Below are 15665 nucleotides of genomic sequence, written 5' to 3'. Positions count from 1 at the left end.
CGCGTTGGCGTGCGAGGTGGTGCCGCTTTTCGATGAGCGGCTCAGCATGCCGCTCTGGGTCTTGTTGGCGGGCAGGTTCCAGGGTGGCATATTGCGGGCGTTGTAGACGCAGCCGATGATGATGGGCATGGAGACATTGCCGTCCAGGAATTGCACCACCACTTCCATGCCGACCCGGGGCAGGCTGATGTGGCCGAAGTTGGCGCCGGCCCAGCTCGAGACGACCCGTATCCACGGCGAACTCTTGTCGTCGAAAATGCCCAGGCGGTCCCAGTGGAACTGCACCTTGACTCTGCCATAGCCGTCGGTATGGATCTCCTCGCCGGGCGGGCCGACCACAGTGGCCGTTTGCACGCCGGCCATGCGCACCTCGTGGCTGTGGAAATGGCGGCCCGGGCGCCAGGGCGTGTCGCGCGGCAGGCAGGTAAAACTGTTGCTGTAATGCGAGGTGGCGTTGCGGCCTTGCTGGTAGTTATTGCTGGCGTGATGGTGTACGGAAATGATCAGGTATTCGGTGGCCGCCTTGCCCGCGCCGCCATCGAAATGGCCGCTGAGAGTGAACCAGCGGCCGGGCTGGGCCGTGCGGTCGTTGCCTTGCGCCTGGTACAACTGGCCCTGGGCATCGATCTCTTCCATGCGCCGCCTGGCCAGCAGTTCGCCATCGTCGATATTTTTAAAGCCGTAGCTGCCCGTGTTTTCATACACTTCCAGCTGCGGCACGGCGCCTTGCCGGTTCAGCGAGTCGCCGCTGGCGCGGGCGCTGCGCGGGTTCTTGAAGTTGAAGCTGGCGACCGTCATCTTGCCCGGCGCCATGCGCCGCACCGGACTCCAGTCGTGCACGCCATCGTCTTCCAGGCTGCCGGCCTGGTGCTGGAAAGGCATGCTGCTGATCTCGCCATCGATGGGCTGGCCGCTGGTGGTATCGTCGGACAGCCACAGGGTATGGCCGTCGCGCCGGTGTTCATAGCGGTAGTGCCAGCCCAGTTGCTCCCAGTGGCGGTGCAGCAGGTTGTGGTCGCTTTCGCGGTACTGGCAGATATACGTAATGAGCGGGTCGGGGCCGCTGGCGGCCAGCTTGTAGTCGCGCATCAGGTAGTCGTTGAAGACCAGTTCCGTCAGGTCCGCCACGGTCTTGCCGTGGAAGGCCACGTTGTTGTGGCGCAAGCGCAAATGGCTGAGCCAGGGTTCCAGCACCATCTCGTAAAAGGCGAAGCCGCCGTCGGTGCGCAGGAAACGGAACTCGAACACATGGCCATTGAAGTAGCGCAGGCTGCCGTCTTCGCGCACCAGTTCGATGCTGACCATCTTGCCCATCAGCGCAGTCAGCGGGATGGAGGCGTTATCGGACAGTACTTCCACCACATAGGAAAAATCGCGCGACAGGCTTTCGCTGGCGTCGAGCGCATTGGCCAGCAGCAAGGCGCCGTTTGGCGCGTCGCCTTGCGGAAAATGCAGCCGCAGCAGGCGGTCGCCCTGCATGTCGCCGAGCAATGCTGTCAGGCGTTCAGCCGCGTCCTGGACCAGGTTCATGCTTGCCTCTTGATGTACGGATGTGGGGGCCGGAGCGCCGACTGTAGCAATGGCAAGCACAGCCGTTTTGAGCGGACGCAAGTGTCATGCATCGAGATCCAGCGCGGCCATCAGGTGCATGCGGTAGTGCATGTCGTCGCGATGCCTGCCGGGCTGGCAATGGCCGAGAAAGCTGTCGCAGCCCAGGCCCGCCTGCGCGCCACTCAAGGCCACGCCATGCACCGCATCGGCGCGCAGCACCAACACGATGTCGTAGTGCAACAGCGGCTGGCCGAACAGCCTGAGCATGGCTTGCAGCCGCACGCTGGCGGCGGCGCCCGGCAGGAAACCGGCGTGCTGCGCCGCGCTCAAGGGACCGATGCGCAGGCGCAACGCCAGCTCTGGCCGAAGGCAGCGCTCACCCAGCATGGCGCGCTGGCCCAGCACCGCATTGGCGCCACCGAGCGCCGTCTGTTCGCGCGGCGCCAGCAATTCCATCGTCCCGGTGTTTTCCGCGATCTCGAAGGGCGCGCCGAAGTGGTCGCCGAGGATGCGCGCCATCACCAGCGACGACACATTGTTTTGCTGCAGCAGGCCGCTGTACAGGCCGATGATGTCGGCCGGCACGCCGATGGCATCGTGCGATGCGCCCGCCAGCGCCAGCAGGCAGGGCAGCAAGGTGGTGTGCACGGGGGCGTGCTCGATCCGGTATTTTTCCCAGGCCTGGTAGAACAGGGCCACGGCGCGGCTGGAGAAGATGTCGAGAAAGGCGCGCGTACCGGCATCGGGTTCGCCGGCGATCCGCTCCGAATAATGGCTGGGCAGGCTGCCGTGCATGCCCAGGAAACCCATGAAGGTGGGCGTCAGATGGATCTTCGGCGCATCATTCGACAGCAGCGCCTGCAGCAACTGTTGCGCGTCATGCAGGCCGGCCGCCGACAGCGATTCGATCTGGCCGGCTGGAAACGTCATCGACACGCTGTTGTCGAAGCGCACCAGGTTGGCCAGCGCGTCGTCGGGCGGCACGCCGTGTGCGTGCAGCCAGCCCAGCAGCAGGCGCAGCGCCTGGCAGCAGTCGAAGCGCTGCGGCGCGTCCAGCAATTGCTGGATCAGGCTGGCGTGCTGTCGGCGTAGCGGGCCGGGCATCGGACGAGTTCCTCGCCACTGCGCTGCGACACCAGCGACAGGCGGCTGAAGCAGTTGAGCTGGCTGTTCATGGCGAAATAGCGCTGGAGTACTTGGGCAAACACATGCAGGCTGCTGCCGACAAAGGCCTGCTCGTCGAGCCCCAGGCGTATCGCCACGCCGGGCATCAGGGTGGGGAAGGGCAGCGTGTCGATCCAGTCGCGCGTGCTGCCATGCTCCAGGCTGGTGATGCCGTCGATCAGCCGCTGCGTGGCGGGTGAGCGGGGCAGGTCGTACAGGCTGAGCATTTTCTGGAACGGTGCCAGGCCCGCCTGCGTCAGGGCCGAGTAGTTCAGGGACAGATGCGCGATCAGGCGCCAGTGCGCGCCGTTGCCCGTATCGAAGCGGTGGCTGGCTGTGGGTTTGCGCAGGAAGCGGATCGGCATGCCGTCAGGAACTTCTTCGGCTTTCAGGTCCCCGCCCGGCAAGCCACAGAGCAAGCGGCTGGGCAGGTCGCGGTTGCTGCACAACAGTTCGGTCGAGACGGTGGCAAACGCGGCTGACTCAGCCGCAAACTGCGGATCGATCAGGGTCAGCCGTACTTCATGACCGGGACTGACGGCCGCCACGGTCTCATCGCGCCGCGCCAGCCAGTAGTGGCCCAGGTCGCCGCTACGCGCGTCATACAATGGCAGGAAAGCGCTCAGCCGCTCGCCGGCCGCGTCCTTGCGCAACATGGTGACGCTGGCGATGCTGTAGATATCATAGCTGCCGGCATGGGTGGCGTCGGCCAGCAGGGCCGCATCGGCTTCGGTATGCGTGAGGCGGATCGGCACGCCCGGCTTGGCGAACAGATTGACCACCGGCGTGCAGCCGAGCAGCAGGTTGCCGGCATGCACGCCGGCCAGCAGGCGCGCCGCATGGCTGTCGCTGCGCAGGTTTTTGAGCGGCAAGTGCAGGGTGAACTGGCGCGTGTTTTTGGGCAGCAGTGCCGCCAGCAGCGGCCAGGCGATATCGACAAAATGGAATTTGTCGGGAAACGCAAAATACTCGGTCAGCAGGCGCTGCGCCGGATGCGCGCGCGGCGAGCACGGGATCAGGGCTTCCTGATCGGTATAACCGGCCGGCCGCAAGACGTCACCCTCGACCGCCAGCCAGGGGCCGTGCTGGTCCAGCGCCACATAGGCACCGGCGCCGCGCAGGAACAGCGCGTCGAGCAGGGCCGCGCGCAAGGAGGCTTCGCCATCGGCAAACACGCGCAGCTGCTGCAAGCTTGTTTGCCGCAGATCAAAATGTTCGCTGGTGCTGGCAAACACGATGCTGAGCAGGGCGCTGGCGCCATCCTGCAGGACCAGCCCGGGCGGCGCATCGATGATCGCTGAAAAACGCAGCTGCGTGATGGCCAGCGGCGCGATGGTCACGTCAAGGCTGGTGGTGAATTTGCAGGCCACGCCCTGCACCGGCGGCGAGCGCAGCACGGTGCCGCGCGCGATGGTGGCGACCTGGCCTGCCGCTTGCGCTTCGTCCTGGGCGATGCGGACGATAGCGCACGAGGGAAACGGCCGCAAGTAATGCGGGTACAGCGTTTCCAGCAAGGACTCGGTGAACTGCGGATAGTCGTCGTCGAGGCGCTTGGCGATGCGCGCCGTGAGCAGGGCAAAGGACTGGATCAGCCGTTCGACATGCGGGTCTTCGCAGCTGTCGCCGGCGATCAGCAGGCGGCCGGCGGCCCGCGGAAAACGGCTGGAAAATTCACGCGTGTACTGGCGAAACAGGCCCAGTTCGCGTTCGTAATACGGCAGGAGCTGTTCCACGATCGCCTTCTTTGCCAGCTGGAAAGCTCCATGCTGGCATCAGAGGCGATCGTCGATATTGACTTAAGGCAATGCAGCTTAGAAATGGTACTCGGCGCGTACCATCGGCGTCTTCGCCGTCTGTCCTTTGTTGCCGGTGGTGGCGGCCGAGTTGCCGAACTTGTTCTTCCAGTACTGGTACTCGACGCCGACGCGGAAGGTGTTCTTGGCGTTGCCCATGGCCGCGCCCACGTCGAACATCACCTGCATGTCGATATTCGTTTCCACCGCCGTATCGCGGCCCACTTCATCCTTGCCCTTGGAATCGATCAGGTTGAAAAAACCTTCGAACGAGAACAGCGGCGACAGCGGAATGCCCCAGGCGCCCGTCAGCATGGCGTGGGTTTTGTAGGTGTAGCGACCGGTGACCAGCGAGATCGGCGGGAAGGCGCCGCTGGGGGCATTGCTTTCACGCAGCAGCAGCAGGCTGGTGTTGAAAAAGCCGGGCACGTCCCACATCAGGGTCGGGCCGGCCACCAGCATGCGCTTGCGCGAGTTGTAGCCGACATCGTTCTTGGTGTTGACGTCGAAGCCCAGGGTGACGCCGACGCCGCGCACGGGGCCGAACTTGATGTCGCTGCCGCGCACCTTGCCGATATCGATGGTGTTGCGGTAGACCAGGTAGGCTTCCTGCGCGCCCGAAGTCTTGCCCAGGGCGCCAGGGTCCTTGCTGTCGGACATCAGGAAGTCCAGGTTGACGAAGTTGCTGCCGTACTTGTAGCCGCTGGCATGGGTGATGGCAAAGATGTTTTTCTTGATTTCATCGGGATTGAACGGCTCGCGGTAATCATTGCCGGCGCGCCAGCTCAGCGCGGTGTCGCTCCAGTCGGCGGCGTGGGCGGTGGCGCCCAGTCCGAAGGTGGCGGCGAGGCACAGGCACGGCAACAGACACGATGTAAATTTAGGCAATTTGAACTCCTGGTAGCGATGTTGAAAAATGGTCGTTATTCGGTAAAGCGGGTAGCAGGACGCGTAAGGCATACGATGCGGCGCAATGTCGACAACTTGCGCTCCGTTCAATCCATGATGCGAGAACCGCCACGTCCGGCTATATGGATTATTGAGATAATGACTATTGGTTCTTGCATATAATCATCGCACCAACGTGGCGCTCCGGGGCGCGGGGCTGTGGTAGAGGGGGCAATATTTTTTCAAAAACGCGCACGGGTGTTGTTTTTTTGTGGAAACGTCAAGTTCCCCCCGCAAACCGGTCCACATCAAGCGCGCGGATGCCGATACGATAGATGGCAATGGCGCACTGCGATGCGGTGCGCCTGCTATCCGATCAACGTTGGGCAAGCGCCTGCACCAGGCAGAAAATACAGATGACGGCACGTTTGGAACTCATCAATATCAGCAAGCGCTACCCGTCCGTGGTGGCCAACGACGGCATCCATCTCACCGTCGAGCCGGGCCAGATCCATGCCGTGCTCGGCGAAAACGGCGCCGGCAAATCGACCATGATGAAAATCATTTACGGCGCCGTACAACCCGATGGCGGCCAGATGGCCTGGAATGGCCGCGAGGTCGAAATCGCCAACCCGTCGGCCGCCCGCGCACTGGGCATCGCCATGGTGTTCCAGCATTTTTCGCTGTTCGACACCTTGACCGTGACGGAGAACATCGCGCTCGGCTTGCCGGCCGACACGGATCTTTCGGCACTGGCGCAGCGCATCGAGGAAACCGCGCGCGCATATGGCCTGGAGCTGGAACCGCAGCGCCACGTGCATACCTTGTCGGTCGGTGAATGCCAGCGCGTGGAAATCGTGCGTGCGCTGCTGGCCAAGCCGCAGCTGCTGATCCTCGACGAGCCCACTTCCGTGCTGACCCCGGCTGCCGTCGAAAAGCTGTTCGACACCTTGCGCCTGCTGGCCGCGCAGGGCTGCAGCATTCTGTACATCAGCCACAAACTCGATGAAATCCGCGCGCTGTGCCACACCTGCACGGTGGTGCGCGCAGGCAAGAACGTCGGCGTCTGCGATCCGTCGCAGGAGACTTCGGCCAGCCTGTCGCGCATGATGATCGGCGCCGAACCACCGGCCGTCACGCGCCAGGCCAGCGCGCCGGGTGCGGCCATGCTGAGCGTGAAGAATTTGAATTTGCCCAAAAGCCATCCGTTCGCCACCGAACTGCGCGATGTCAGTTTCACGGTGCGCGCGGGCGAGATCGTCGGCATCGCCGGCGTGTCGGGCAATGGCCAGCAGGAGCTATTGGCCGCGCTGTCGGGCGAGGATACGCGCGCGGTCCCCGGCGCCATCGAACTGGGCAATGTAGCGGCCGGACGCCTGTCGCCCGGCAAGCGCCGTGCGCTCGGTTTCGGCTTTGTGCCGGAGGAACGGCTGGGCAGGGGCGCCGTGCCGGACATGTCGCTGGCCGACAATATTCTGCTGAGCCTGCAGACGCCGGCCACGATACGCCACGGCTTCCTGCGCCGCCACGCCATCGTGCAACGGGCAAGCGAGATTATCGCCCGCTTCCAGGTGAAAGCGGGCGGGCCGCAGGCGCTGGCGCGCAGCCTGTCGGGTGGCAATCTGCAGAAATATATCGTCGGACGCGAAGTGCTGCGCCAGCCCACGGTGCTGGTGGTGGCGCAGCCGACCTGGGGCGTGGACGTGGGCGCCGCCGCCCAGATTCGCGCCGAGCTGCTGGCGCTGCGCGACGCCGGCTGTGCCTTGTTGGTGGTGTCAGAGGAGCTGGACGAATTGTTTGAAATCAGTGACCGATTATTGGTGATGGCGAAAGGGAAATTGTCGCCTTCGCTGGCCGTCAAAGACGCCAGCGTGACCCTGGTGGGGGAATGGATGAGCGGCTTGTGGCCGCAGGCGCAGGAGGCGGCGCATGGTTAAGCTGGCCTTTTACCTGGAAGCACGGCCGACGCCGTCGCGGCTGATGTCGTGGCTGTCGCCGGTGCTGGCGGTGTTGCTGACCGTCATGTGCGGCGCGCTGCTGTTCACGGTACTGGGCAAGGACCCGCTGGCGGGCCTGGCCGTGTTCTTTGTCGAACCGATGCGCGACATGCATGGCTGGTCCGAGCTGGGCATCAAGGTCGCGCCGCTGCTGCTGATTGCGGTCGGCCTGGCAATGTGCTTTCGCGCCAATGTCTACAATATCGGCGCCGAAGGACAGCTGACCCTGGGTGCCATCTGCGGCGGCGCGACCGCGCTGTATTTCGATACGGGCGATGGCGGGGTTGGTATGCATGGCGCCGGCATTATCGCGATGTCCCTGCTGGCCGGCATGGCCGGCGGCATGGCGTGGGCGGCGATCACGGCCTGGCTGCGCGACCGTTTCAACGCCAGCGAAATCCTGGTGTCCTTGATGCTGGTGTATATCGCGCAATTGCTGCTCAGCTACCTGGTGTATGGCGTGCTGCGCGACCCCGAAGGTTTTAACTTTCCGCAATCGAAGTTATTGTCCGACGGCTTGCTGCTGCCGACCATCCTGGCGGACACGCGCCTGCATATCGGCATCGTGTTCGCCTTGCTGGCCTCGCTGGGCGGCTGGCTGTTCCTGTCGAAAAGCATTTCCGGCTTCCGCCTGCGCGTGGGCGGCATGGCGCCGGCCGCAGCGCGCTATGCGGGCTTTTCCTCGCGCAAGGCGCTGTGGTCGTCGCTGCTGATCTGCGGGGCCTTGTCCGGCCTGGCCGGCGTGTGCGAAGTGCTGGGGCCGATGGGGCAGCTGACGCCCACCGTGTCGCCCGGCTATGGCTTTGCCGCCATTATCGTCGCCTTTGTCGGCCGCCTGCATCCGGTGGGCGTGATCTTTTCCAGCTTCGTCATGGCGCTATTCTATATCGGCGGCGAACTGGCGCAGTCGCGCCTGGGCCTGCCCAGTGCGATCACAGGCGTGTTCCAGGGCATCTTGCTGTTCGCCTTGCTCGCTTGCGATGTGCTGATTCAATACAAACTGCGCTGGAGAAAATAATGGACAACCTGGCTCTTACTCTGGCGCCGTTGATCGCCGCCAGCATCAATGCCGGCACGCCGCTGATGCTGGCCGCGCTCGGCTTGCTGGTCAATGAAAAAGCGGGCGTGGTCAACCTGGGCGCCGAAGGCATGATGCTGGTCTCCGCCATTACCGGCTTTGCCGTGGCCGTCAATACGGGCAGCACCACTCTCGGTTTCCTGGCCGGTGCGCTGGCCAGCATGGTGCTGTCGGGATTTTTTGCCTGGCTGACCGTCTGGCTCGGCACCAACCAGTATGCGACGGGGCTGGCGCTGTCGCTGTTCGGCGCCGGCGCCTCGACCTATATCGGCCTGAACTACGTGGCCCACAGCCTGCAGAACGGCCGCTTCGGCATACCGTTGCTGGAAGATATCCCTTTCGTCGGGCCGGCCCTGTTCCGCCAGCATCCGATGGTGTATCTGTCGCTGCTGCTGTGCGCGGCCATCGCCTGGTTCTTGTACCGCACGCGCGCCGGCCTGGTACTGCGCGCGGTGGGCGAGTCGCCATCGTCGGCCCATGCGCTGGGCTATCCGGTACGCCGCATCCGCCTGGCGGCCGTGCTGTTCGGCGGCGCCTGCTGCGGCCTGGCCGGCGCCTTTTTGTCGCTGGTGTATACCCCGCTGTGGGTCGAGGGCATGGTGGCCGGGCGCGGCTGGATCGCCCTGGCGCTGACCACCTTTGCCACCTGGCGCCCGGCGCGCGTGGTCGGTGGCGCCTATCTGTTTGGCGGCATCACCATCCTGACTTTCCATGCGCAGGCGATTGGCGTACCCATCGCCTCGCAGCTGCTGTCGATGCTGCCCTACCTGGCGGCGATCGTGGTGCTGGTGCTGATATCGAGCAATGCCAACTATATCAAGCTGAATATGCCGGCCTCGCTGGGAAAAAACTTTAATCCAGGTAATTAATCACTCACCACAAGGAAAACCATGTCCATCATGACCCATAAAATGCTGCGTGCCGCACTGTGCGGTGTCGTACTGATGCCGGCCGTCGCCATGGCCGCCGCCGCGCCGGCCGCTGCGCCACTCAACGTGGGCTTTGTATATATCAGCCCCATCGGCGACGCCGGCTGGACCACCCAGCACGATATCGCCCGCAAGGAAATGGAAAAGGCGCTGGGCAGCAAGATCACCACCAAGTATGTGGAAAACGTGCCGGAAAGCGCCGATGCGGAACGGGTCATCCGCGACCTGGCGCAAACCGGCAGCAAGCTGGTCATCACCACCTCGTTCGGCTACATGAATCCGACCTTGAAAGTGGCCAAGCAATTTCCTAATGTGAAGTTCATCCACCTGACCGGCTACAAGACGGCCGTCAACGTGGCCAATACCAATGCGCGCTTCTATGAAGGCCGCTACCTGGCCGGCGTGCTGGCGGCGAAAATGAGCAAGTCGCATGTGGCCGGCTACGTGGCGGCGTTTCCGATTCCGGAAGTGCTGCAGGGCGTGAACGCGTTTACGCGCGGCATGCGCAGCGTCGATCCGAAAGCGGAAGTCAAGGTGGTGTGGGTCAACAGCTGGTTCGATCCGGGCAAGGAGCGCGATGCGGCCATCACCCTGATCGGCCAGGGTGCCGACGTGATCACCCATCACACGGACTCGACCGCCGTGGTGCAGGCCGCCGAAGAGAAGGGCAAGTACGCGATCGCCTACCATTCGGACATGAAGAAATATGGTCCGAAAGCGCAGCTGGCCGCCGTCACCCATCACTGGGGCGCGTACTATACGAAGCAGGCGCAGGCCGTGATCGATGGCACCTGGAAGACCAGCAGCACCTGGGGCGGCATCAAGGATGGCATGGTCAAGCTGGAGGGTATCAACAACAGCGTGCCGGCCGAAGTGAAACAATTTGTCGCTGCGCGCGAGAAAGAACTGGTGGCCGGCACCCTCAATCCGTTCACCGGACCGATCAAGGATAACGATGGCAAGGTGCGCCTGGAGAAGGGCGTGCTGGACGATGCGGCGCTGTCGAAGATGGATTATTTTGTCGAGGGCGTGGCTGGGAAAGTTTCCGGCAAGTAATATCAACTTCATGTAGTATTGCCGGTACGATCCACGCAGCAGAGCCGCACAGGCCGTACCGGAGACAGACATGGACAGACTCGACGTATTCAAGATCATCGCCCACCAGGCGGGCAAGGGCGAGCTGACCTTTCCCGCCAACGTCAAGGCGACATTGAAACTGCAGGAAGCGCTGGACGACCCCGAATGCCATATCGAAACGGCCGCCCATATGGTGATGGCCGAGCCGCTGCTGTCGGCGCGCGTGGTGGCGCTGGCCAATTCGGCCGCCTACAACCGTTCCGGCAATGAAATCGCCCATGTGCGCGCGGCCGTCTCGCGGCTGGGCTTTGCCACCCTGAAATCGATGGTGGCCTCCGTCATCGTGCGCCAGCTGGGCAGCCAGATTACCGATCCGCAGCTGCGCGCCAAGACGGCCAAGCTGTGGGAACACACGGCCCATGTGGCCGCTTTGACCCAGGTGCTGGCCAAAAAGGTCACCCATGTCGATCCGGAAACCGCCATGTTCGCCGCCATCGTGCATGAGGTGGGCGGCTTTTATCTGCTGTCGCGCGCCGAGGAATATCCGGGCCTGCTCGACAGCAATACCGAAGACTGGATCGAGTACGGCGAAAAGCTGATCGGCCGCGGCGTGCTGCGCCAGCTCGAAGTGCCGGACCAGGTGTTGCAGGCGGTGGAAGGCCTGTGGCATGGCGGCGGCCCGTTCCCGCCGCGTACCTTGGGCGCCACCCTGGTGCTGGCCAACGACCTGGCGCCCGTCGCTTCGCCCTTGCATCCGCCGGAAGTGGCCGAGCGGCGCCGCGCGGCGGCCCTGATCGACTTCGGCACCGGCGGCAGCACCCTGCACACCATCCTCGAGGAATCGGCTGAAGAGATCGAATCGCTGGCGGCCGCTTTACTTGTGTAGTCTTTGCTGGTGTAATATTTTCCCTGTATCACATGCAATCGCCGGCGCGGCTATCCGCCGCCCGGTTTTTTTTCGTCCTCTTATCCGAAGGATCTCATGCAGAAACTGTTTTTATTGCTGGCCGCCACCAGCCTCGCCACTGGCCTGGCGCTGGCGTTTCCCGTTCACGCCGCTAGCAACTTGCCTGTGGTGCAGGAAGCGCCGCTGCGCGCCCACCTGGCCTTCCTGTCCGATGACTTGCTCGAAGGCCGGGGTACCGGCCAGCGCGGCGCCGACCTGACGGTGGCCTACCTGGAAAGCCAGGCGCGGTTGATCGGCTTGCAGCCGGTGCGAGGCAACAGTTTTCGCCAGAGCGTGCGGATTGCCGGCGTGAAATCGCTGCCGCAGGACAGCTCGCTGCAGGCCGTGGCTAGCGAAGGCAAGGCCGTGCCGCTGGCGTTTGGCCCGGACTGGGTCTGGGCCACGGGCGACTCGGTGGCCGAGCACATCTTTGACGCGCCGCTGGTGTTTGCAGGCTATGGCGTGACCGCGCCGGAAGAGGGCTGGAATGATTTCAAGGCTATCGATGTGAAAGGCAAGATCATCGTCGTGATGGTCAACGACCCGCAGCCCACGGAAGCCGAGCCGAACCGATTTGCCGGCAAGGCGCTGACCTATTATGGCCGCTGGACCTACAAGTTCGAGGAAGCCAAACGCCAGGGCGCTGCCGGCGTGCTGCTGATCCATACGAAACCGTCGGCGTCGTACGACTGGAACGTGGTGCAGAGCAGCTGGAGCGGCAGCGAGCGTTTCCAGCTGGCGGAGCGCACCGCCGGCACGCCGCTGCAGGGCTGGATCACGGAAGGCGCGGCGCGCCGTCTGTTCGCGGCCGGCGGCCAGGACCTGGACGCCCTGCGCGCCAGGGCCGAAAGCAAGGATTTCCAGGCCGTCGCCCTGAACGTCAAATTGACGGGCGAAATGAAGTCCGCCGTGCGCAAGGTCGAGCAGTTCAATATCGCAGGCATGGTGCCGGGCACGGACGCAAAGTTGAAAGACGAAGCCGTGATCTACAGCGGTCACTGGGATCACCTGGGCAAACAGGGCGATGTGAAAGCCGGCGTCGACATCATCTACAACGGCGCCGTCGACAATGCCTCGGGCACGGCGGGCCTGCTGGCAATGGCGCAGGAAGCGGCGAAAAAGCCGGCCAAGCGCACGCAGATTTTCCTGTGGGTGGCGGCCGAGGAGCAGGGTTTGCTGGGCAGCGCCGCGTATGCCGCCGATCCCCTGTGGCCCTTGAACAAGACGGCCGCGGCGCTGAATCTGGACAGCCTCAATTTCGTCGGCGCCACGCGCGACATGGGCGCCCAGGGCAGCGAGCGCACGGAGCTGGGCGGCATTGCCGCTACGGTAGCCAAAACCATGGGCTTGCAGATCGCAGCGGCGCGTCCCGATCTGGCCGGTGGATACTTTCGCAGCGACCACTTCAGCTTTGCCAAGGCCGGCGTACCGGCGTTTTCCATCAATGGCGGACGCGACTACGTGAAGGACCCGGAAGCATCCAGGGCCAAGGCCGCCGCGTATGGCCCGCGCTACCATCAGGTGACCGATGAGTACGACGCCAGCTGGGATTTGTCGGGCATGACGCAGCAGGCGCAATTCACCCTGAACCTGGGGCAGGCCGTGGCCAACGGCGCGAAGATGCCGGCGTGGAAGGCGGGCGATGCGTTTGGCAAGGCGCGCGAGTAGGTCATTTATCAGGCCCGTTCCAGCCGCCGTTGTTGATACCGATACTTGCTCCACACCAGCAACATCAGCAGCGGCATCGCGCCGCCCACCGCGCACAGCGCCAGCCAGCCGCCGGCGGCAAAGCTGGCGCTGGCCAGCGCCGAGCCTGCCGAGGCGCCGATAAAACCGGCCGCGATAAACACGGTGGTGACCCTGGCGCGCGCCTGTGGCGCCAGTTTGTAGATGATGGACTGGTGCGTCACTTGCAGGCCCATCACGCCCATGTCCAGCAGCACGATGCCGATCAATAGCAAGGTCAGCGATTGCGCGCCGAAGCCGATCAGGGCCCAGCCGGCGATCGACGCCACCGCCAGCAGCCAGGTCACTTGCCGCGCATAGCCGCGGTCGGCCATGCGGCCGGCCGTATTGGCGGCCAGCGCGCCGGTGGCGCCGGCCAGGCCGAACAGGCCGATCTGCATTTCGGTATAGTGATACGGCGCACCACTGAGCAAAAAAGTCAGGCCGGTCCAGAACACGCTGAAAGTGCCCAGGCCCAGGCCGGAGAACAGGGCGCGCTGGCGCAACAGCGGTTCCTGGCGGATGATCTCCAGCAGCGAGGCCATCAGTTTGCCGTACTGCAGCTTGCCGCGCGGCGCTTCGTCGGGCAGGATGCGGCGCAGCATCACCAGCAGTGCGGCAACCACCACGGCCGCCAGCACGTAGACGGTGCGCCAGCCGCCGCTGATCTGCGCCACCGTGCCCGACACGGTGCGCGCCAGCAAGATACCCAGCAACAAGCCCGTCATCACGGTGCCCACCATGCGGCCCCGGCTGTGGTCGGGTGCATACGAGGCCACCATCGCCGTGACCACCATCAGGGCGCTGGCGGTAATGCCCATCAGCACGCTGGCGATCGCAAACACGACGATGTTCTGGCTGGTGGCGGCCAGCAGCAGCGCCGCGATCTTGGCGAGCAACATCCAGCTCAGGAGTTTGCGCCGGTTCAAGACATCACTCAAGGGCACCAGGAAGACGATGCCCAGCACATAGCCGATCTGGGTGGCGGTCACCAGATAGCCCGCTTGCGTCACGCCCACGCCGAACGAGGCGGCCAGCATCGAGGTCAAGGGCTGCACGTAATACAGGCTGGCCACCAGCACGCCGGCCGACAGGGCGAACAGCAGGATGCGGGTGGAAGTGAGCAGGGCGCTGGCGTTGATGGGAGAAGGGGACGATGACATGTGTTGCGGCTTTCGAATCATGCTTGGATCAGCATCATAACGGTGCGGCATTTTTCTTGCCGAGCAAGACCAAAAAAATCCCGGCGGTCCATGCGGACGGCCGGGAAAAGGGTATACGTTGGGGATATACCAGGGAGAAAAAGTTACTTTGCTGTAGCCAGCTCCGCATGCACCTGGGCCGTGATTTCATACGAGCGCAAGCGGTGCTGGTGGTCGAAAATCTGCGAAGTGATCATCAGTTCGTCGGCGCCCGTCTCGGCGATAAAGGCGGCCATCTTGGCTTTCACGGTGGCGGGCGAGCCGATCGCGGTGCACGACAGCACCGAGTCGAGCATGGCGCGTTCCTGCGGACCCAGCTGTTCCAGGTAGCCGGGCACAGGCGGCTGCAAACGCGAAGGACGACCGGTGCGCAGGTTCACGAAGGCCTGCTGCATCGAGGTGGCGCGCACCTGCGCTTCGGCATCGGTATCGGCGGTAAACACGTTATAGCCGAGCATCACATACGGCTTGGCCAGCTGCTTGGACGGCTTGAAATGTTCGCGGTAATAGGCCACGGCCTGCATCATCATCTGCGGCGCGAAATGCGATGCAAACGCATACGGCAAGCCCAGGTGGGCCGCCAGTTGCGCGCCGAACAGGCTGGAACCGAGGATCCAGACCGGCACATTGGAGCCCTTGCCGGGCACGGCCAGCACGCGCTGGCGCGGCTCGTCGCACATGTAGTCGATCAGCTCCAGCACATCCTGCGGGAACTGGTCCGAGTCGGACTGCAGGTCGCGCCGCAGGGCGCGCGCCGTGGTCTGGTCGGAGCCGGGCGCGCGGCCCAGGCCCAGGTCGATGCGCCCGGGATGCAGCGCTTCGAGGGTACCGAACTGCTCGGCGATCACCAGCGGAGAATGGTTCGGCAGCATCACGCCGCCGGCGCCGACGCGGATGGTCTTGGTGCCAGCCGCCACATGGGCGATCACCACCGCCGTGGCGGCGCTGGCGATGCCGGGCATGCCGTGGTGTTCCGCCAGCCAGTAACGGTTGTAGCCCCAGCGCTCGCCATGCTGGGCGAGATCCAGGGTGTTCTGGAAGGAAATGGAAGCGGTGCTGCCTTCGGCAATCGGCGCCAGGTCGAGTATGGAAAATGGGATCATGAAAGAGATATCGGGTCGGGTTGGGAAATCACAATGGATGATTTGTCTATCCCCTGATGGCAGCAGGGTTGTGGCAAGCATCAGCAGGCGACCATCATAAGACGATTCTGTTGTTGGCGTACGGGACCATAAAAAAGGTTCTTCGCGGGGAATGGGGGAAGACGGGGTTGACGATCTGAGCGGGAGGTGGCGGCGGTGGCCTGATGTTGGTA

The 15665-nt window shown here is 63.9% G+C and carries 12 protein-coding genes; 6 read left to right on the top strand and 6 right to left on the bottom strand.

Going from position 1 to position 15665, the window contains the following annotated elements; translation table 11 throughout:
- The 4 genes from ACP7B7_RS30785 to ACP7B7_RS30770 all read right to left on the bottom strand — a co-directional run.
- Positions 1–1530, bottom strand: a 1530-nt coding sequence (locus tag ACP7B7_RS30785; RefSeq protein ID WP_426079241.1) for a type VI secretion system Vgr family protein, incomplete at its 3' end; no start/stop codon positions are given.
- Positions 1531–1614: 84 nt separating this feature from the next.
- Positions 1615–2655: a type VI secretion system baseplate subunit TssG gene (gene tssG, locus ACP7B7_RS30780; protein ID WP_426079240.1), complete on the bottom strand. Its 1041-nt coding sequence runs from the start codon at positions 2653–2655 to the stop codon at positions 1615–1617.
- Positions 2619–4448 (bottom strand): type VI secretion system baseplate subunit TssF, encoded by a 1830-nt coding sequence (tssF, locus tag ACP7B7_RS30775; protein ID WP_426079239.1) that lies wholly within the window; start codon positions 4446–4448, stop codon positions 2619–2621. The genes tssG and tssF overlap by 37 nt, the downstream gene beginning before the upstream one ends.
- 78 nt (positions 4449–4526) lie before the next feature.
- Positions 4527–5396 carry an outer envelope protein gene (locus ACP7B7_RS30770; protein ID WP_426079238.1) on the bottom strand — a complete coding sequence of 290 codons (870 nt, stop codon included), beginning with the start codon at positions 5394–5396 and terminating at the stop codon, positions 4527–4529.
- A 416-nt stretch (positions 5397–5812) separates the two neighbouring features.
- Here ACP7B7_RS30770 and ACP7B7_RS30765 point away from each other — a divergent pair, with 416 nt between their 5' ends.
- The 6 genes from ACP7B7_RS30765 to ACP7B7_RS30740 all read left to right on the top strand — a co-directional run bounded on the left by ACP7B7_RS30765 (position 5813) and on the right by ACP7B7_RS30740 (position 13091).
- Positions 5813–7333: an ABC transporter ATP-binding protein gene (locus tag ACP7B7_RS30765; protein WP_426079237.1), complete on the top strand. Its 1521-nt coding sequence runs from the start codon at positions 5813–5815 to the stop codon at positions 7331–7333.
- Complete coding sequence (locus ACP7B7_RS30760; protein ID WP_426079236.1) at positions 7326–8411, top strand: ABC transporter permease; 1086 nt, start codon at positions 7326–7328, stop codon at positions 8409–8411. Before ACP7B7_RS30765 ends, ACP7B7_RS30760 begins: the two co-directional genes overlap by 8 nt.
- The gene (locus ACP7B7_RS30755; protein WP_426079235.1) at positions 8411–9340 is read left to right on the top strand and encodes an ABC transporter permease; all 930 of its coding nucleotides are present in this window, start codon (positions 8411–8413) and stop codon (positions 9338–9340) included. Before ACP7B7_RS30760 ends, ACP7B7_RS30755 begins: the two co-directional genes overlap by 1 nt.
- 30 nt (positions 9341–9370) lie before the next feature.
- On the top strand, positions 9371–10456 hold the full coding sequence (locus ACP7B7_RS30750) for a BMP family ABC transporter substrate-binding protein (protein WP_426079242.1): 1086 nt from the start codon (positions 9371–9373) through the stop codon (positions 10454–10456).
- A gap of 70 nt (positions 10457–10526) precedes the next feature.
- Positions 10527–11363 (top strand): HDOD domain-containing protein, encoded by an 837-nt coding sequence (locus tag ACP7B7_RS30745; protein ID WP_426079234.1) that lies wholly within the window; start codon positions 10527–10529, stop codon positions 11361–11363.
- A gap of 96 nt (positions 11364–11459) precedes the next feature.
- Positions 11460–13091: a M28 family peptidase gene (locus tag ACP7B7_RS30740; protein ID WP_426079233.1), complete on the top strand. Its 1632-nt coding sequence runs from the start codon at positions 11460–11462 to the stop codon at positions 13089–13091.
- An 8-nt stretch (positions 13092–13099) separates the two neighbouring features.
- Here the strand turns inward: ACP7B7_RS30740 and ACP7B7_RS30735 are convergent, their stop codons facing one another.
- Positions 13100–14311 carry an MFS transporter gene (locus tag ACP7B7_RS30735; protein ID WP_426079232.1) on the bottom strand — a complete coding sequence of 404 codons (1212 nt, stop codon included), beginning with the start codon at positions 14309–14311 and terminating at the stop codon, positions 13100–13102.
- Positions 14312–14454: 143 nt separating this feature from the next.
- Positions 14455–15453 (bottom strand): LLM class flavin-dependent oxidoreductase, encoded by a 999-nt coding sequence (locus ACP7B7_RS30730; protein WP_426079231.1) that lies wholly within the window; start codon positions 15451–15453, stop codon positions 14455–14457.
- Positions 15454–15665: the final 212 nt, after the last annotated feature.

The organism is Janthinobacterium sp. PSPC3-1, from assembly GCF_049896105.1.
Lineage (GTDB): Bacteria > Pseudomonadota > Gammaproteobacteria > Burkholderiales > Burkholderiaceae_D > Janthinobacterium.
Note: the sequence above shows the minus strand (reverse complement) of the source record. Positions and strands in the feature narration are given on the sequence as shown.